Origin of the sequence: Qipengyuania sp. ABI-127-1 (assembly GCA_022953095.1) — a bacterium.
GTDB lineage: Bacteria > Pseudomonadota > Alphaproteobacteria > Sphingomonadales > Sphingomonadaceae > Qipengyuania.
The window spans coordinates 785,766-803,549 of record JALJCR010000001.1 but is presented as its reverse complement, the minus strand read 5'-3'; the positions used below and the strand labels follow the sequence as shown (position 1 = coordinate 803,549).

Genomic DNA, 17,784 nt, shown 5'->3' with positions numbered 1-17,784 from the left:
AAGGAAGGGGTCTAAATGTCGCTTGGTGATCAGATTGCTCGTAACCTGCCATACCTGCGCCGCTATGCACGCGCGCTGACCGGTTCGCAGGCTACCGGAGACGCATTCGTACGCGCTACGCTGGAGGCCGCCCTGGCCGACAGCGAACTCAAACAATCGCTCGAGGGTGGCCGCGTTCCGCTCTATCGCGCGTTCAACAAGGTCTGGTCGAGCGCCTATATGGAGGCTCCCCAACCCGCTGCCAGCGATGAACACGAAGGCGCCGCGCAGGATCGCCTCAAATCCGTGACTCCGCTGAACCGCCAGGCCTTGCTGCTGACGACGCTGGAGGATTTTTCGCCCGAGCAAGCCGCCGAGATCATGGACATTTCGGCCGAGGATATCGAACGGCTGGCCCAGGAAGCGGTTTCCGAGATCGATCGCGAATCGGCCACCAGCGTTCTTATCATCGAGGACGAGCCGCTGATTTCTATGCAGCTCGAAGATCTCGTGACCTCGCTCGGCCACGATGTTTGCGGCACTGCCGCCACGCGGACGCAGGCGCAGGAAGTCGTCGCCGAAAAGACACCGGGCCTCGTGCTTGCCGATATCCAGCTCGCCGATGGGTCCTCGGGCCTCGATGCCGTGGACGATATTCTCGCGATCAGCAGCGTCCCGGTGATCTTCATCACCGCCTATCCCGAACGCCTGCTGACCGGTGACAGGCCCGAACCGACCTATCTGGTCACCAAGCCGTTTCAGGAACAGACTGTCCGCGCGGCGATCAGCCAGGCGCTGTTTTTCGGGTCGAGCCGCCCGCTGGGCTAACCGCCACCGCATTCAACCATATAACGGGAAACCCGGGCCGCTTTACGGTCCGGGTTTTTCTTCGTCTGCATCCAGTTCGCGCGCGCCCGGCCCCTTGCTTCGCAATTCGAATTCGCTCGGTTCGCGTATCGGCACGAGCAGGCTGCAGCGAACTCCCTCCGGCCGGAAATCGAGTTCGACCGGATGGCGCAGCTCATGCGCTACGATCTTCTCGATCAGATCGGTGCCGAACCCGCGACGCTCCGGCTGCGATACGGGTGGCCCGTCGTTCTCGATCCATTCAATTTTCGCCAGCGTGTCGTTGACCTGGCTCCACCGCACGGTCACCTTGCCGCCCGGAACGCTGAGCGATCCGTATTTCGCCGCATTGGTGGCCAGCTCGTGAACCGCGAGGCCCAGCGACAAGGCATCGTTCGGTGCAAGTTCGGTATGCGGACCGACCAGATCGAGCTGGTGGTCCTCGTCGCGCGCATACGGCGCCAGCTCGACCTCTACCACCGCACGGATCGGCGTGGTCCCCCAGTCCGACTGGGTCAGCAGATCGTGGGTGGCCGACAGCGCGCGAATACGCCCGTCGAGCCCCTCGGCGAATTCGTCGAGATCCATCGCCCTGCGGCGGGTCAGCGACACGATCGACAGCACATTGGCAAGCGTGTTCTTGACCCGGTGATTGAGCTCACGCGTTAGCGAATTGCGGATCGAGTTCTGTTCCTCGAACCAGCTTATCGCGCGGCGATCCTCCAGCGTCTGCTGGGTCAGCAAACGCGCCACCAGCATCAACAGACTGGCGACGGCAAGGCCGAACAGCAGCGTGATCATCGACATAGAGGACAGTCCCTCTTCACGCGTGGACTGCACTTCGAGCATCATTGTGCGATTGGCGAGGTTGACTTCCCTGACCACGGCCGACCGGCCATCGAGCCAGGCATCGCTCCGCGCCATCGGCACCGGGTCGACGGTCTCGCCGTCGAGCAGCCGGGCGCCGATGTCGTCATAGCTGACCAGATCGGACGCGGAGGCGAGAAACTGCGAGGCATTGAACGGGCTGTAAATAAAGCCCTTGAGCTCGCGCGAGCTGCTCAGCCCCTCGAAGACCGGCATCATAATGAGGAAGCCGGCAGCATCCCCGCCGCCTTCCTGCACCAGCACGACCGGCCCGCTGGCGGTAGGGCGATCATTGGCCGCGGCCAAATCCATCGCCGCACGACGCGTCGGTTCGGAATACATGTCGTAGCCCAGCGCGCGGCGGTTGCGCACGGTGTCGGGCTGCAGGAACAGGATCGGCGTCAGCAGGTCGCGCGGCTGTTCCTCGATCGTGGGAGTGACATGCTGTTCGTCCCTCCGGCTCATGCCGAGCCGGGCTTCGAACGCGGCAAGTTCCGCCGCCTCGATGACGGGCGCCCAGCCAATCCCTTCCGCGCCCCGATAATTGGCATCCAGGCGCAGTTCGGAAACAAACCGCCTGAACAGTTCAGGCGTGACTTCATCCTGCGTCGACAGCAATGCGGCACCCGCACGCAGATAGGCCGAGCTGGTATAGGCCCGCCGTTCGATGGCCGAAGTCATCGCCTGCGCCTTGCGCGCGACATCGGCGGCATCGCGCTCCTGCTCGCCCCGCTCGATCGCAAAGACGCTGAGCACGGTGATACCGGTGACCAGAACGAAAATCAGCACCGGGATTCCGCGGGGATAATCGATCAACCAACGCCTCCGGCGTCCTTTGCGTTGGAGTTTCTCGGTGACCAGCGTTCTGCCCCTGACAATTCATCGGGTGTTGTCGTATATTGCAACTCACTATGCCGGGAAGCGCGTTTAGTTCCAAGATGGGGTTGGCGGGAACCTGTGTGTTGTCCATACGTTGTGCGAAGCACATCCGGGATCGACAATTCCGCCCGTGCACGCTGCCCGGGCGAGAAATCTAATAAGGTAGTACCTTTCGCGCCATGAGTTCCAAGACGCCCAAGACACCGCAGCGAGTCCCCGCTGGCGGACCGCTTCCCACTCCCGCCAAAAGCGGCAAAGACACGCACCCGGACTGGGCGACCGGCCTGAGGAAGCTTTACGATTCGGTCGTGGAGGAACCACTGCCCGACACGTTCCAGGATCTTCTCGACAAGCTGGATGCGAAAGACTGATGGCGAAGGAGGAACGGACGGCCTCCGAAAAGGCTGATTTCAAACGCGAGCTCACCGAGGTCGTGCCTCATTTGCGCGCCTTTGCGCGGGGGCTGTGCGGCAGAGCCGACATGGCCGACGATCTCGTGCAGGAAACGCTGCTCAAGGCCTGGGCCGCGCAAGAGCGCTTCCAACCCGGCACGAGCATGCGCGCCTGGACCTTCGTGATCCTGCGCAACGCCTATCTGACCGACATGCGTCGCAATCGCTTTCGCGGCGAATATGACGAGACGGTGGCCGAACGCGTATTGACCGCACCCGCCGGTCAGGAGGAACCGATTCACCTGTCCGATATGCACCGCGCCTTGCTGACATTGCCGCCCGAACGGCGCGAGGCACTGCTGCTGGTGGGCGCGGGCGGCTTCTCCTACGAGGAAGCCGCGACCATATGCGGATGCGCCGTAGGCACGATCAAAAGCAGGGTCGGGCGTGCCCGCGCCGCGCTCAACGCAATGCTGGCCGATGGCAACATTCCCAAACGCTCGATCGATGACAATGCCGCGCACCGTGCCATTCTCGAGGAACTCGACGATGTCGCCGCGGGCCAGGGCGCCAGCCGCAGCTAGAAAATCTTTGTTCGTGCGGCGCTTGTCACGATTCGCCGTGAAGGGCAGATAGAGGCTGATGAGCGAGACCCAGCCTCCCGAGCCGACCGCACCGCGAGTGGACGCGCGCCGTTCGCGTCGGCTGGCATTCGCGGAACAGGAATTGCGGCTGATTTCCTCGCTCGTTCTGCTGATCGGGCTGGGTCTCTTCTTCGCCCTGCCCTTCGTCCTGTCGATCGGTTCGGTGGTGTTCCTGCCTGTCGTTACGGCCCTGGTGCTGACCGTGATCCTCTCGCCGCTGGCCGATAAGCTCAATGGCTGGGGCCTGCCCAATGCGCTGGCGTCGATCACCGCGCTCCTGATTTTCTTTACCATCCTGCTGCTGGCCCTCGCCCTGATCCTGCAGCCCGCCATCGCCCTGTTCGACGATGTTCCCGACATGGTCAGGCGCGTAATGTCGCGTTTCAGCGAGCTGCGCGAACGGTTTGCCTGGATTGCCACGATCAATGCCCAGCTAGCGGCGCTGATGAACGATGAAGGGACGCGCGAAGTGGTGCTGGCCGCCCCCAGCCTGCTCGAACAGGTCGCCTTCGCCACGCCCAGCCTGATCATCGAGACGATCCTGACGCTGCTGATGGCCTATTTCATGATCGAAGCGCGTGTGCGCCTGCGCCAGCGCCTGCTGTTCGGCCGCGCGAGTTTCGGCACCAGTATCAAGGCCGCGCGCGTCCTGCGCGAGGTGCAGGACCGGGTCGCCGCCTATATTCTGACCGTCGGGTGGATCAATGCGCTGGTCGGCGTGGTGGTGGCACTGGGCGCCTGGGCGCTGGGTGTGGATGCGCCGATCATGTGGGGCGGGCTGGCGGCTCTGCTCAATTTCCTGCCCTATGTCGGGCCGATCGTGATGATTGCCCTGCTCGGCCTGTTCGGGATCGGAACCGCCGACACGATCGTGCTCGGCCTGATACCGGCGGCGGCCTATCTCGCGCTGCACACGGTGGAGGCCAACGTGGTCACCCCGTCCATTCTTGGCGCTCGCTTTACCATGAATCCCGTCCTGATCCTGATCGCCCTGTCCTATTTCACCTGGATATGGGGCTTTTTCGGCGCGCTTCTGTCGGTGCCGATCCTGCTGATGCTGACCGCATTGTTCGACCATATCGGCAGACCGAACCTGGTCGGGTTCATTTTCGGCGAACCGCTCTTCGCCACCAGCCTGTTCGACGAGCCCGCCGCGAGCGAAGCACCGCCGAAATAGAAAGCCCGCCGCCATCACTGGCGACGGGCTCTCCCCAAATGCTTAGACAGCTCCTTAGTTCGGATACTGCCACGTCGTTCCGCGGGCGAGGTTCTCGCTCGCAAAGCTCCAGTTCAGCTTGCCGTTCACCGCTTCGAGATAGGCGGGGCGCGCATTCTGGTGGTCGAGATAATAGGCGTGTTCCCAGAGATCGATCACGAGCAGCGGGTTGACGTCGGCCTGATCGGCCAGCGTATCGCCGTCATGGGTTTCCTCGATGGTCAGCGTGCCATCCTTGACCGCCAGCCAGACCCAGCCGCTGGCGAAATGCCCCGCACCGCGTTCTGCCAGCTTTTCCTTGAGCCCGTCGATCGAACCGAAAGCCTCGTCGATCATGCTTTTCAGTTCGCCCGAAGCGTTGGTTTCCTCGGCCGCCATCGAGTGCCAGTAGAAGCCGTGGTTCCAGCTCTGGGCCGAATTGTTGAACAGTCCCGCATTGCTGCCACGAGCCGCCGCAATGACCTCTTCCAGGCTCTTGTCGGCCAACTCGCCGCCCTCGATCGCGGCATTGGTTTTGTCGATATAAGCCTTGTGGTGCTTGCCGTGGTGAAACGACAGCGTCTTTGCCGACACGGCCGGTTCCAGCGCAGTGTCGTCGTAAGGCAGGTCGATCAGCGCAAAAGCCATGAAATGTCCCCTCTTGGGTTGGAGTGAAAGAAATTCGTGTTCGCGTTCCTAACGCGTCTATGCGCGCGTGGTTGCACATAGCGGCGATATTGTGCGCGAAAAGGGGGGCAGACGGTCTTTTATTCGCAGCCCAACCGCGCCATGGGGGGCCTAGCAAAAGGAGGCGCCCGACAGATGGCTCGCAATTTCTTCGGCACTGACGGAATTCGTGGACGCACGAACGAGGGCGTGATGACCGCCGCCACCGCGATGCGGGTAGGCCAGGCGGCAGGCACGCATTTCCTGCGCGGCGACCACCGACACCGCGTGGTGATCGGCAAGGATACACGCCTGTCGGGCTATATGATGGAAAGCGCGCTGGTTGCGGGTTTCACCTCGGTCGGGATGGATGTGATCATGACCGGGCCGCTGCCGACGCCCGCCATCGCCCTGCTCACGCGCGAAATGCGCGCCGATCTGGGTGTGATGATTTCCGCCAGTCACAATCCTTTCGAAGATAATGGCATCAAGCTGTTCGGCCCCGATGGCTACAAGCTGTCGGACAAGGCCGAAGCGGCGATAGAGCGGTTGCTCGAACAGGATCCCTTGCTGGTCGAGCCGGACCGCATCGGCCGCGCTCGCCGGATCGAGGATGCGCGCGGGCGCTACATCCACGCGGTCAAGCAATCGGTGGCCTCCGATGTCCGCTTCGACGGGCTTAAAGTCGTGGTCGACTGTGCCAACGGCGCCGCCTACCAGGTCGCTCCCAGCGCGATCTGGGAACTGGGCGCGGATATCATCCCGATGGGTGTCGCCCCCAACGGAACCAACATCAATGACGGCGTCGGCTCCACCGCGCTCGATGCCATCAAGGCCCGCGTGCTCGACGAAGGCGCCGACATCGGCATTGCCCTGGATGGCGATGCCGACCGGCTGATCGTCATCGACGAGAAGGGCAAGACGGTCGACGGCGACCAGATCATGGCGCTGATCGCCAGCCGGTTGAAGGCGCTGGGCGACCTGAAGGGCGATGGCGTGGTGGCCACCGTGATGTCCAACCTGGGGCTCGAACGCTATCTGGAGGGGATCGGCCTCGGTCTCGAACGCACGAAGGTCGGCGATCGCTACGTGCTGGAACGGATGAAGGAAGGGGGCTTCAATGTCGGGGGCGAGCAATCGGGGCATATGATCCTGCTCGATCACGGCACCACGGGTGATGGCACTATCGCAGCGCTTCGCATCCTTGCCAGCCTGGTGCGTTCGGGCAAGCCGGCCAGCGAATTGTTGCACGTCTTCGACCCGGTTCCGCAACTGCTCAAGAATGTACGCTATTCGGGCGGCAAGCCGCTGGAAAACACAACTGTTCGGCAGGTGATTGCCGAGGCGGAACAGGAACTGGCGGGCAAAGGCCGCCTGGTGATCCGCCCGTCCGGCACCGAACCCGTCATCCGGGTGATGGCCGAAGGCGACGATGCCACGCAGGTCGAGACGGTCGTCGACCGGATTTGCGCCGCCGTCGAGAGCGCAGCCTGATGCTCGAAATGCGTCCCGATTGCGAACGCTGCGGAACCGATCTTCCGGCACAGAATTCCGGCGCCTTCATCTGCAGTTTCGAGTGCACCTTCTGCACCGAATGCGCCGACGATCTCGATGACGTCTGCCCCAATTGCGGGGGAGAACTGATGGACCGGCCCACGCGGGCTAAGAAGCTGCACGAGAAATTCCCGCCAAGCACCGAGCGGAAATATCAGGGATGAGCCAACCCGGCCCGCCCCGTATCCTGTCCATCGCCGGGTCCGACAGTTCCGGCGGCGCGGGTATCCAGGCCGATATCAAGACGATCACCATGCTGGGCGGTTACGCGATGACCGCGATCACGGCAGTCACGGCGCAGAACACGCGCGGAGTTCGCGGCGTGGAAACTCTGCCGCCGCGCTTCGTGCTGGAACAGGTGGAAAGCTGCCTGTCCGATATCGGGGCCGATGCGATCAAGATCGGCATGCTCGGTTCGCCGGAAACCGCGCGGCTGCTCGCCGATAGGCTGGACAGTTTCGCCGGGCCGATCGTGTTCGATCCGGTCATGGTCGCAACCAGCGGGTCCGTGCTCGCGGACGAGGATACGATCGCCGGTTTCACCGCACTTATGGAAATCGCCACCATCGTCACACCCAACCTGCCCGAACTTGAAATTCTGACCGGGCGCGAGACCATCGCCGACGAGGATGTGTTCGATGCAGCCAAGACGCTGGCCGACCGCCACGGCGTGCAGGTTCTGGCCAAGGGCGGCCATGCGGGGGACACGTCGCAGGTGGTCGATCGGATCGTTTCGCCCACAGGCAAGCTGGCGAGCTTTGCCCATGCACGGATCGACACGCGCCATACGCACGGTACGGGGTGCACACTTTCGGCCGCGCTGGCGACGCTGCTTGGCTATCGGCAACCGCTGACCAATGCGATCCGCATCGCCCGCGCCTTTACCTATTCGGCGATCGAGAATGCCCCCGGCTTCGGCGAAGGCAGCGGCCCGCTCGGGCACCAGGCGGTACGCAAGCGGGACTGAATGGTCAGCAGCTCAGCTCGTAGAATTCGCACAGATAGGCCCAGGCTTCTTCCGCAGTCTCGCACCAGCGGAACAGGTCGAGATCCTTCTTCGAGATCGTGCCTTCCTCGGCGATGGCCTCGAAATTGACCACACGCGTCCAGAATTCCTTGCCGAACAGCAGGATGGGGATCGGCTTCATTTTGCCGGTCTGAACCAGGGTCAGCAGTTCGAACAGCTCGTCGAATGTACCGAAGCCGCCCGGGAACACAGCCACCGCCCGTGCGCGCAGCAAAAAGTGCATTTTGCGCAGAGCGAAATAGTGGAAGTTCAGCGAAAGATAGGGCGTCACATACTGATTGGGCGCCTGCTCATGCGGCAGGATGATGTTGAGCCCGATGGATTCCCCGCCAGCCTCGCTCGCGCCGCGATTGGCCGCTTCCATGATCGACGGACCGCCGCCCGAGCAGACGACGAACTGGCGTTTGCCGTTCTCGATGATCGACTTTTCCGTAGCCAGCGTGGCGAGCTTGCGCGCTTCGTCATAATATTTCGACTTGGCCACGAGGCGCTCGACGACCTGGCGCTCTTCGTCGCGCAGGTCCTTGGCCCCTTCCAGCGCGGTTTCAGCCGCTTCGGGCGGGGGAATGCGTGCGCTGCCATACATCACCAGCGTCGAACCGACACCGGCCTCGTCCAGAACCATTTCGGGCTTGAGCAGTTCGAGCTGGAAACGGACCGGCCGCAATTCCTCGCGCAGGAGGAAGTCGGTATCCTGGAAAGCCAGCTTGTAGCTTGGATGCTCGGTCTGCGGTGTCTCGACCTCGAGACCCTTCTGCTCGAACTTGGCCTCCTGTTCGGCAGCGTAGAACTTGCGCTCGGCGATACAGTGTTCGCGTTTTTCTTCTTCTGTCATGACCCGCGCGATAGTGCGCCGGGCGGGGCCATACAAGTCGAAGAGAAAATGGCAGGGGTGACAGGATTCGAACCCGTGGCCCTCGGTTTTGGAGACCGATGCTCTACCAGCTGAGCTACACCCCTGCAGGAAGGGCGCGCATTAGTATGGCCGCTCGCACTTGGCAAGGCGGATATCGCGCAACCTGCCGAAGTGTTATGGGATCGCGCGATGCATGCCCCGAAGACTTCTCGAATTCCCGTCGATCTCCTGTTGCGCGCCTATCGCGGCGGTGTGTTCCCCATGGCCGACCACCGCAGGGATACCGAGGTTTATTGGGTCGAACCGCGCGAGCGGGCGATACTCCCGCTCGATGGCTTCCGCCTGTCGAAAAGCTTGAAGAAGACATTGCGGCAGAACCGGTTTCGCGTGACTTGCAATACCGATTTCCCAGGGGTCATCGCGGCCTGTGCCGCCCCGCGCGAGGAACATGCCGAAAGCTGGATAAGCCATCGAATCGAATCCAGCTACAATGCTCTGCATATTGCGGGGCACGCCCATTCGATCGAATGCTGGCGGGGGCGCGAACTGGTCGGCGGGCTGTACGGCGTGGCCTTCGACCGTGTTTTTTGCGGCGAGAGCATGTTCAGCCGGGAAAGCGATGCAAGCAAGGTGGCGCTCGCCTGGCTGGTCGCCGCCATGCGGACGGCGGGCTACGCCCTGCTCGACTGCCAGTTCATGACCGATCATCTGGCGCGGCTGGGCGCACAGGCTATCCCGCAGTCGCGTTACATGGCTCTGCTGGCGGGTGCGGGCGGGTTTCCCGAAGTGAGGCTGCCCGATGCGATAGAGTGGTTCGGCGCCTATTCCTCGCCCGGAAAGGCCATCGCGCAATCCTTGACCCAGACATCGTAGATCGGATGCTCGACCACGTTCAGGCTGGGCGAATTCGCGAACAACCAGCCGGAAAAGACCTTGCGGAACTCGTCCTCGGTCCCGCGCTGCCTGACCAGAAGCTGGACAAAGGCCCCCGTTTCCCTGGGCATTTCCCATGGCGCGGTTCGTTCGCATGCCTGCAAGCGAACGATGACATCGCCGATACGCTGCTGTTCGCCGGGCCGCATTTCGAGATCGCGGCTGACATTATTGCGCTTGTTGAGCAGGCCGAGCGTGGCGACACGTTCCTCCATCGGTGTGCCGATCCCCGCTTCGGCGGCGGGCTGCGCGGGCAATTCGCCCTGTTGCAGGTTTTCGGGAATGGCCGTGGCCGGCGCGCCCGCAGGTTCGTCCGCCTCCTGCCCGCAAGACGCGAGCAGCGCCGCCGGGAGGAAAAGGGCGAGCGCCCCGCGCATCGTCACGCCTCAGGCGACCAGGCTTCGTAATCGCCCGTTGCGGGGGCACGCTTGCCGCCACGCTCCAGCGCGCCGGCCGGACGATAAGCGGCTGCCGTTCCCGTTACATTGGGCGTGTAATCGGCTTCCCATATGCGCGCCGGAGGCAGGTGGCTTTCCGGCACGTCGTCGAAGGCACCGTGCAGCCAGCCATGCCACTCGCTGGGCACGCGACTCGCATCGTTGGAACCTTCGTAGATTACCCAACGCCGCTCGCGACCGTCCCCGGTCTTCTTTTTCGAGCGGTAGTATTTGTTCCCCTGCGCGTCGGTGCCGACGTGTTCGCCATTGCGCGAGGACCACAGGAGAGTGCCGATCGTGGCGCCGTCCCACCAGGTGAAGATCTTGCCGAGGAAGTTCATGGCCGCGCGGTTAGCGGATTCGCGCGCGCGGGCCAAGCCAGTTCGACGCTTACCATTCCACCAGATCGCCGGGTTCGATGCCGAGTTCGGCCGCGCGCCCACCGCGCAGCTCCAGCACACCCAGGACAGGCCCCACCGAATGGACCGATTCGAGCGAATAGGGTTCGGTCATCGCGGCGATATTGGCGATCCGTCTGTCCGGCCCGATGAAGATGATATCGAGCGGGAGCGGTGTGTTCTTCATCCAGAAGCTCTGCGCCGTGGTCCCGTCATAGGGGAAGATCATCCCTTCGAAATCCCCCAGTTCCGTGCGGAACATGAGACCCCGCGCCTGGGCTTCGGGCGAATCGGCCACCTCCACCCGGAAGCCGATTCGTTCGCCATCGCTCGTCACCGAGAGCGGGATGATCGCGAGGCCTGAAACCGGATGCGCATTCGGCGCGGCGGTTTCGGCAATCGTCATGGCCTGGTCGCCGCGGGGTTCCGCCTGTGTTTGCGGCGAACAGGCCATCAGCAGCGCAAGCGCCGCGCAGGTACCTAACGTTCTCACTCCCGTTCGTCCCGTGCTTGCGCGACCCATTCCTCCAGCTCCTCGATATCGCGTGCTTCGATGACGCGCCTGGCATGTTCGAAATCATGGCCCGCGCGCATCATTGCCGCAAGACGCTTTTCCTTCAGCTTATGGCGTTCGTCCGGGCCGAGATCACGCGGCCTGGCGAAAGGGCCGAAGCCGCGTTTACGCGCAAGTACCAGCGCGGCCTGGCGTTTTTCCGCCTCTCCCGGTGCCAGCGACCCGCGCATTTCGTCGGCAATTCCGGCCGCCCGAAGGTTCGCTTCCACCCTCCGCGCGCCATAGCCCCGCGCGGTCAGATCGGCCGCCTTGGCACGGCCATAGGCTTCATCGTCGACATAGCCCCTGGCGACAAACCTTTCGACCAGACCGTCCACATCGGGGGCCTCCCCCTGGGCGAATCCGCGCTCTCGCAGCTTGCGGTTGAGATAGGTCTTCAGCTTGCCCGCGCTGGTCGCGAAACGCGCAACATAGGCGACCGCCAGTTCCTCCAGCCGCGTGCGATCAAGCGGTTTTGCCGGGCGACGTGTGCGGGAGAATGTTGCGTCTTCATCATTCATCGGCCATATTCCTGCCACACTCCTTTCAGATTGGGAAATGCGGGAGAGCGTGCAACCATATGGATTGCGCGTGAGATCAAGTAATGAGGGAGGCCGCAAGGCCCCAGCTATTCACGGGTATCGCCGATAATTATGACCGACGCCGTACTGACGCCGACGCCGAACGACTGCAACCTGCCGCGCCGCCGTTCGGACTTCGCGACCTTCAACGATGCCATCGACTATGCAGCGCGTAGTGCGAAAGGCCTCAATTTCCACGACATGCGCGGGACGCTCGACCGGGTTTATCCCTATGCGCAGATGCGCGAGGATGCTCTCGAGGCGGCCCACCGGCTCGTGGCCATGGGTATCGAGAAGGAAGACCGCGTTGCGCTGGTGGCCGAAACCAGCCCCGAATTCGCCGCGCTTTTTTGTGCCTGCACACTGATGGGCGCCTGGCCCGTGCCGCTGCCGCTGCCGACCACCTTCGGCGGCAAGGAAAGCTATATCGACCAGCTTTCGGTTCAATTGCAGAGTTCGGACCCGAAAATTCTCATTTATCCCGGCGAGATCGCCGAAATGGCCAAGGCCGCTGCCGACAAACAGGGCTGCGCAGGGGAAAGCTGGGACGATTTCGCCCGGCGCCCCGCCCCCCCGGTCGACCTGCCCGAGGCCCGGCCCGAGGATATCTGCTATCTACAATATTCGTCGGGTTCGACTCGTTTCCCGACCGGCGTCGCGGTGACGCACGAAGCCTTGCTGCACAATCTGCGCGGCCATGCCGAATCGATGAATATCGGCACCAATGACCGCGTGGTAAGCTGGCTACCCTGGTATCACGACATGGGGCTGGTCGGCTGTTTTCTGTCGCTGATCGCCAATCAGGTCTCGGTCGATCTGATCAAGACCGAGCATTTCGCGCGCCGCCCGCTCGCCTGGCTCGACCTGATCAGCCGCAACCAGGGCACGACGCTGAGCTATTCGCCGACCTTCGGTTACGACATCTGCGCCCGGCGCATTTCCAGCCAGAGCCACGTCGCCGATCGCTTCGACCTGTCGCGCTGGCGCGTGGCCGGCAATGGCGCGGACATGATCCGCCCCGATGTGATGCAAAGCTTCGTCAACGCCTTTGCCGATGCCGGCTTCAAGGCGAACAGCTTCAATCCGAGCTACGGGCTCGCCGAAGCGACGCTGGCGGTCACCGTGATGCCCCCGGGTGAAGGTATCCGCGTCGAACTGGTCGAGGAGGAGCGCCTGTCCGGCCGCCCGCGCGATCTGTCGAAACCCGCGCGCTATCGGGCTATCGTTAATTGCGGCAAGCCGATCCCCGGCATGGAGGTGGAAATCCGCGGCGAGAATGGCGAGGTCAGGAACGACCACCAGATCGGCAAGGTCTGGTGCCGCGGCAAGAGCGTGATGCATTCCTATTTCCGCAACGAAGAGGCAACGAAGGACTGCCTCGTCGACGGATGGCTCGATACGGGCGATATGGGCTATACGGCCGATGGCTATCTGTTCATCGTCGGCCGCGCCAAGGATATGATCATCATCAACGGCAAGAACCTGTGGCCGCAGGATATCGAATGGGCGGTCGAACAATTGCCGGGCTTCAACCACGGCGACATCGCGGCCTTCTCGGTCGATACCGAAAGCGGCGAGGAAGCGCCCGCAGTGCTGGTCCACTGCCGCGTGTCCGACCCCGAGGAACGGATCAAACTGCGCGATCAGATAGCCGACAAGGTCCGCGGGGTTACCGGTATGAGCTGCGTGGTCGAACTGGTTCCCCCGCGCACGCTGCCACGCACCAGTTCGGGCAAATTGAGCCGGGCCAAAGCGAAAAAACTGTATCTCGCCGGCGAGATCCAGCCGCTCGACCTCGCTGCCTGAGGCTTTTTCGACATAGTAACATTTAACAAAATCAAGCGCTTCGCAGATCGTCGCGCAAGGCTCGCAATTCGTCGCTTTTTGGCGGAACTCCGTGCTTTTTATACGGTTCTTAACCATACCAGCCGGGTCGCATCCGCTGAAGAGCACCCATTGCCGTGATGAAAAACAAACTGCCGGGTAAACGCATCCTCATTGTCGAGGATAATCCCATCCTCGCCTATGACATCAGCGATCTGATGGACGAGGTCGGGGCCGAACCCGTCGGCCCCGCGCTTGATGTCGGAACCGGCATGAAACTGGTTCGCGAGAACCATCTCGACGCCGCCTTGCTGGATGTGGACATCGGCGGCGAATATGTATGGCCGATCGCCGAAGAGCTCGAGCGGCATAGCGTGCCCTACGCCTTCGTCAGCGCGCAGTGCCGAACCGATCTCTTGCCCGACCCCTTCAAAGGACGGCGTTGTATCGAAAAACCGGCCGCTCACGAAGAGATCGTGGAAGCCCTGATAGCTTTTACCGGCCAGCCGAACGCCTAGTCGAGCGCGCGGACATGGAAATCGATCGTGGGACCGCGTGAATGCCACTGCACTCGGGCACGTGACTGCGCGGTGGACCCCAAGCGCTGAAGCAGCTTGAAGCCCGACCCTTCCACTTCCGGCGGATCGATCTTCCGGCCGGTATCCTCATGCCAGTGTAGCGCCAGATCGGTACCGTTGCGCGTTCCCGTCAGGGTAATCTGGCCGCTGTCATAAAATAACGCGCCATATTTAAGCGAATTGGTCTGCAATTCGCCCAGGATCAGGGCCAGTTGCTGGATGGCGTCGTCGCCCAGCTTGCCTTCCGGCATGGTGCCGACCTCGATCCGCTCGCCCGCTCCGCTCGCCTCGAGTATCTGTGAAATCGCCACGCAGATGTCCGGCGATTCGTCGCGATCGATGGTAAGCAGGTCCTGCGCGCGCGCCAGGGCTTGCAGTTTTACCGTCAGCCGCTCAGTAAGGTCGGCCGGACTATCGGAATTGCGCGACAGCAGCATGGCCACCGACGCGACTACGGCCAACTGGTTCTTGAGCCGATGCCGCATTTCGCGCGCCACGCTGTCGGACCGCTTGGCGAAACGCTCCGCTTCCTCGCGCTTCATGCGCTCCCCAAGCCGTTCCTGTACGCCCATCGTCACGTCGCGCATGGTGGAGAGAATCTGCGTGACAGTGCCATCCTTCCCGACAATCGGAGATACGCTGACATCCCACCAATGAGGCGCCTGATGCCGGTCGGGTGAATACCCTTCGAACCGGTCCTGCTGGCCGCGACGAGCTCGGTCGAAGGCCGCCATGGCCTGTGTTCGGCGTTCGACAGGCCAGAAATCGATCCATCGCCGGTCACCGATACCGGCAAGATTGTCGAAACCCAGAACACGCAGTCCGTTGGGATTGATGTATTCCAGTTCACCATCGAGATTGACCAGCATGATACACTCGGCGGTCTGGTCGAGGATCCCTCTCAGGATGTCGTTCGCTTGATCGGCGAATTCGGTCATGAACAGATCGGTCACAGCCCCGCCCCCTACGAGTCGCAAGGCATTACCATAATTAGACAAAATCCCCGTGTCTTCCCCCTCAAGCAGGGATTTCGGAATCGACGAGATTTGGCTTGCCCAACCGGCTGGGCAAGCGGCATGATCGCGTATCGCGGCGAAACCGCGCTTGAAGATCGTGTATTGCAACCCTAATACAGGATTGACGGCCACCGCGAGCCAACCGGAGACGACCGCCCGATGAGCGAGATAAAAACGCAGACTGCCACCGAAACCGCTTTCGACCTGACACCGCCCGACCCGGTGCCCGAGGTCAAGCCGGAAAAGGCCGCCGGTCTCGTCCCGGTTTCTGAAGAGGTCAAAAGCAAGCTCGAAACGAAGGTCGATGGCTTCGTTGCCGACCTGATCGCCGAAGACGCCAATTCGCCCGAATTCGGCAAGAAGGTCGATCAGCTCACCAATATGGGGCGTAAGGAAATCATGGCGGCGGCCGGCATGTCCAACCGCTTTCTCGACCGGCCTGTGCGCGCCATGGACAAGGACGAAGGCGTCGGGGCCAATCTGGCCGAATTGCGCCGCGTGGTCGAGGATCTCGATCCCGGCAAGCGCGGCAAGCTGTCGGGCCCGCGCAAGATCCTCGGGATCATCCCCTTCGGTAACAAGCTGACCAATTATTTCCGCAGCTACCAGAGCGCGCAGACGCATATCCAGTCGATCCTCAACAACCTTTCCAGCGGCAAGGACGAGCTGATCATGGACAATGCCGCGATCGACGTCGAACGGCAGAAGCTGTGGGAGGCGATGGGCAATCTGGAACAGATGATCCATATTTCCAACACGCTGGATGCCAAGCTGGAGGACAAGGCCGCCGAACTCGACGCGACCGATCCGGCCAAGGCCAAGGCGGTGCGCGAAACCGCGCTGTTCTATGTCCGCCAGCGCACGCAGGATCTGCTGACGCAAATGGCGGTGAGCGTGCAGGGGTATCTCGCGCTCGATCTCGTCAAGAAAAACAATGTCGAGCTGGTGAAAGGTGTCGACCGCGCTAGCACCACCACCGTCGGCGCGCTGCGTACAGCCGTGACCGTGGCCGAGGCGATGACCAACCAGCGGCTGGTGCTGGGCCAGATCACCGCGCTCAACGACACGACGGCGGGCATCATCGACAGCACCAGCACTCTGCTGCGCGACCAGACCGGCAAGATCCACGAACAGGCCGCCGCCAGCACGATCCCGCTGGAAACGCTGCAACGCGCGTTCCAGAACATTTACGACACGATGGACGAGGTCGACAGCTTCAAACTACGCGCGCTCGACAGCATGAAGCAGACGGTCAATCTGCTAACCGACGAAGTCGAGAAGTCGAAGGGCTATATCGCCCGGGCCGAAGGCCAGGCGCAGGCGCAGAAGCAGGTTGCCGAGAGCAATCTGCTGAGCATCGAAGACTGAGGGACGCCCGAGCGTGAACGACCTCACCCGCGATAGTGAACGCATCCTGTCGGAAGGCAAGGCGCTGGTGCGCGACAACCGCGAAGGCGGCCGTCATCGCCGCGCGCCCTCGATCGGCCAGGCTTCGGCGAAGGTGAAGCGCGACCATCTTCTCAAAAAGGTCCGCAACATCGCCATCGCGCTTTTCGCACTGTGGGTCGGAATGGGCGTGCTGGGCGTGATCGTCGACGGCATCGGCTTCATCGGCGTGATGGCGCTGGTCATCGCCAGTGTCGTGGCCGTGGGCGTGCTCGGCAACTATCCCAAGATGAAGACGCCCAAACGCGCGGACATCAACAAGGGAAATGTCCAGCAAATGGTCGGCCGCACCGAGCTGTGGCTGGAGGCGCAGCGCCCCGCCCTGCCCCCGCCAGCGGCGAAAATCGTGAGCGATATGGGCGTGCAGCTCGATGCGCTGGGGCTGCAGCTCGAGGGGCTCGACCAGAGCCATCCCAAGGCGCGCGAAGTGCGCAGCCTGGTGGGCGAGCAACTGCCCGAGATGATCGACAGCTATCGCCGCATCCCCGCACATCTGCGGACCGAGGAGCGCGCCGGGGCGACACCCGACCAGCAATTGACCGACAGCCTCGGAAAAATCAGCGGCGAAATCGATTCGATCACCCGCCAGCTTGCCGAAGGATCGCTCGACGATCTGGCGATCAAGCACCGCTATCTCGACTACAAGTTCGGCGAAGGGGCTCAAACCAGCCCGCAGCTGGAGGACAAAAGCTGATGCGCGTTCCCATATCCCATTCGATCGGCAAGGACGAAGTCCGCCGCCGCCTGCGATCGCGCAGCCACGAAATCGGGAAGTATGTGCCTGGCGGCATGGCCGATGTCACGACCAGTTGGCCCCACGAAGACCGCATGGATCTGCAGGTGAAAGCCATGGGCCAGGGCATCGACGGATGCGTCATCATCGAAGAGGATCAACTGATCTTCGAGGTCAATTTGCCGTTGGCGCTATCGTTCTTCGAACCCATGGTCGCCAGCGCGATCCGGCAGCAGGGCCAGAAATTGATCGAGGCCAAATAGCGCCCGAGCCGAGAACTATTGAAAAGTCTGCCGCAGACCGGAACCGATCCGTTCGCCGAACGCTTTATAGCGATGCAAAATTCGCTCTAGGCAAAGGGGCTGGCTTGCTTTTTGGTG

General features: G+C 62.4%; 21 protein-coding genes and 1 tRNA gene. 13 read left to right on the top strand and 9 right to left on the bottom strand.

The window, feature by feature from the left end; translation table 11 throughout:
- Positions 1-15 precede the first annotated feature (15 nt).
- The gene (locus tag MUY37_RS03875; RefSeq protein WP_499194088.1) at positions 16-807 is read left to right on the top strand and encodes a response regulator; all 792 of its coding nucleotides are present in this window, start codon (positions 16-18) and stop codon (positions 805-807) included.
- A 42-nt stretch (positions 808-849) separates the two neighbouring features.
- On the opposite strand, the gene MUY37_RS03870 is transcribed toward MUY37_RS03875, so the two are convergent.
- Entirely contained in the window at positions 850-2,508 is a 1,659-nt protein-coding gene (locus MUY37_RS03870) for a CHASE domain-containing protein (protein ID WP_499194087.1), read from the bottom strand.
- A gap of 242 nt (positions 2,509-2,750) precedes the next feature.
- Here MUY37_RS03870 and MUY37_RS03865 point away from each other — a divergent pair, with 242 nt between their 5' ends.
- The 3 genes from MUY37_RS03865 to MUY37_RS03855 are packed head-to-tail and all read left to right on the top strand — an operon-like array spanning position 2,751 to position 4,784.
- Positions 2,751-2,942, top strand: a complete 192-nt coding sequence (locus MUY37_RS03865) for a NepR family anti-sigma factor (RefSeq protein WP_115417643.1) — start codon at positions 2,751-2,753, stop codon at positions 2,940-2,942.
- A complete protein-coding gene (locus MUY37_RS03860; RefSeq protein WP_499194086.1) occupies positions 2,942-3,547 on the top strand; it encodes a sigma-70 family RNA polymerase sigma factor in 606 nt (201 codons plus the stop codon). Before MUY37_RS03865 ends, MUY37_RS03860 begins: the two co-directional genes overlap by 1 nt.
- A 58-nt stretch (positions 3,548-3,605) precedes the next feature.
- On the top strand, positions 3,606-4,784 hold the full coding sequence (locus tag MUY37_RS03855) for an AI-2E family transporter (RefSeq protein WP_499194085.1): 1,179 nt from the start codon (positions 3,606-3,608) through the stop codon (positions 4,782-4,784).
- Positions 4,785-4,838: 54 nt separating this feature from the next.
- On the opposite strand, the gene MUY37_RS03850 is transcribed toward MUY37_RS03855, so the two are convergent.
- Positions 4,839-5,450 (bottom strand): superoxide dismutase, encoded by a 612-nt coding sequence (locus MUY37_RS03850; protein WP_499194084.1) that lies wholly within the window; start codon positions 5,448-5,450, stop codon positions 4,839-4,841.
- Positions 5,451-5,624: 174 nt separating this feature from the next.
- On the opposite strand from MUY37_RS03850, the gene glmM reads away from it, so the two are divergent.
- The 3 genes from glmM to thiD are packed head-to-tail and all read left to right on the top strand — an operon-like array spanning position 5,625 to position 7,989.
- The gene (gene glmM, locus MUY37_RS03845; RefSeq protein ID WP_499194083.1) at positions 5,625-6,962 is read left to right on the top strand and encodes a phosphoglucosamine mutase; all 1,338 of its coding nucleotides are present in this window, start codon (positions 5,625-5,627) and stop codon (positions 6,960-6,962) included.
- Positions 6,962-7,186 carry a DUF1272 domain-containing protein gene (locus tag MUY37_RS03840; RefSeq protein ID WP_499194082.1) on the top strand — a complete coding sequence of 75 codons (225 nt, stop codon included), beginning with the start codon at positions 6,962-6,964 and terminating at the stop codon, positions 7,184-7,186. The genes glmM and MUY37_RS03840 overlap by 1 nt, the downstream gene beginning before the upstream one ends.
- Complete coding sequence (gene thiD, locus MUY37_RS03835; protein ID WP_499194081.1) at positions 7,183-7,989, top strand: bifunctional hydroxymethylpyrimidine kinase/phosphomethylpyrimidine kinase; 807 nt, start codon at positions 7,183-7,185, stop codon at positions 7,987-7,989. Before MUY37_RS03840 ends, thiD begins: the two co-directional genes overlap by 4 nt.
- 4 nt (positions 7,990-7,993) lie before the next feature.
- On the opposite strand, the gene MUY37_RS03830 is transcribed toward thiD, so the two are convergent.
- Positions 7,994-8,884, bottom strand: coding sequence for an LOG family protein (locus MUY37_RS03830; protein ID WP_499194080.1), 891 nt, complete (start codon positions 8,882-8,884; stop codon positions 7,994-7,996).
- Positions 8,885-8,933: 49 nt separating this feature from the next.
- Positions 8,934-9,009: transfer RNA gene (locus MUY37_RS03825), tRNA-Trp, on the bottom strand.
- A gap of 85 nt (positions 9,010-9,094) precedes the next feature.
- Between MUY37_RS03825 and aat the strand changes: the two genes are divergently transcribed.
- Positions 9,095-9,778: a leucyl/phenylalanyl-tRNA--protein transferase gene (aat, locus tag MUY37_RS03820; RefSeq protein WP_499194079.1), complete on the top strand. Its 684-nt coding sequence runs from the start codon at positions 9,095-9,097 to the stop codon at positions 9,776-9,778.
- Here the strand turns inward: aat and MUY37_RS03815 are convergent.
- The 4 genes from MUY37_RS03815 to MUY37_RS03800 are packed head-to-tail and all read right to left on the bottom strand — an operon-like array spanning position 9,727 to position 11,747.
- On the bottom strand, positions 9,727-10,215 hold the full coding sequence (locus tag MUY37_RS03815) for a DUF2155 domain-containing protein (RefSeq protein ID WP_499194078.1): 489 nt from the start codon (positions 10,213-10,215) through the stop codon (positions 9,727-9,729). The two genes, aat and MUY37_RS03815, sit on opposite strands and share 52 nt — an antisense overlap.
- 2 nt (positions 10,216-10,217) lie before the next feature.
- On the bottom strand, positions 10,218-10,616 hold the full coding sequence (locus MUY37_RS03810) for an NADH:ubiquinone oxidoreductase subunit NDUFA12 (protein WP_499195109.1): 399 nt from the start codon (positions 10,614-10,616) through the stop codon (positions 10,218-10,220).
- A 49-nt stretch (positions 10,617-10,665) separates the two neighbouring features.
- Entirely contained in the window at positions 10,666-11,127 is a 462-nt protein-coding gene (locus MUY37_RS03805; protein WP_499195108.1) for a DUF192 domain-containing protein, read from the bottom strand.
- Between the two features lie 35 nt (positions 11,128-11,162).
- On the bottom strand, positions 11,163-11,747 hold the full coding sequence (locus tag MUY37_RS03800; protein WP_499194077.1) for a regulatory protein RecX: 585 nt from the start codon (positions 11,745-11,747) through the stop codon (positions 11,163-11,165).
- 132 nt (positions 11,748-11,879) lie between these two features.
- Between MUY37_RS03800 and MUY37_RS03795 the strand changes: the two genes are divergently transcribed.
- Entirely contained in the window at positions 11,880-13,613 is a 1,734-nt protein-coding gene (locus MUY37_RS03795) for a fatty acyl-AMP ligase (RefSeq protein WP_499194076.1), read from the top strand.
- A 158-nt stretch (positions 13,614-13,771) separates the two neighbouring features.
- Positions 13,772-14,149 (top strand): response regulator, encoded by a 378-nt coding sequence (locus MUY37_RS03790; protein ID WP_499194075.1) that lies wholly within the window; start codon positions 13,772-13,774, stop codon positions 14,147-14,149.
- Here MUY37_RS03790 and MUY37_RS03785 read toward each other — a convergent pair.
- Positions 14,146-15,162, bottom strand: coding sequence for a sensor histidine kinase (locus tag MUY37_RS03785; protein WP_499194074.1), 1,017 nt, complete (start codon positions 15,160-15,162; stop codon positions 14,146-14,148). The genes MUY37_RS03790 and MUY37_RS03785 overlap by 4 nt on opposite strands.
- 222 nt (positions 15,163-15,384) lie before the next feature.
- Here MUY37_RS03785 and MUY37_RS03780 point away from each other — a divergent pair, with 222 nt between their 5' ends.
- Genes MUY37_RS03780 through MUY37_RS03770 form a run of 3 tightly spaced genes read left to right on the top strand, consistent with a single transcriptional unit; the run spans position 15,385 to position 17,667 of the window.
- On the top strand, positions 15,385-16,593 hold the full coding sequence (locus tag MUY37_RS03780) for a toxic anion resistance protein (RefSeq protein WP_499194073.1): 1,209 nt from the start codon (positions 15,385-15,387) through the stop codon (positions 16,591-16,593).
- A gap of 13 nt (positions 16,594-16,606) precedes the next feature.
- Entirely contained in the window at positions 16,607-17,365 is a 759-nt protein-coding gene (locus MUY37_RS03775) for a hypothetical protein (protein ID WP_499194072.1), read from the top strand.
- Positions 17,365-17,667 (top strand): polyhydroxyalkanoic acid system family protein, encoded by a 303-nt coding sequence (locus MUY37_RS03770; RefSeq protein ID WP_499194071.1) that lies wholly within the window; start codon positions 17,365-17,367, stop codon positions 17,665-17,667. The genes MUY37_RS03775 and MUY37_RS03770 overlap by 1 nt, the downstream gene beginning before the upstream one ends.
- The last annotated feature ends 117 nt before the right edge of the window (positions 17,668-17,784 follow it).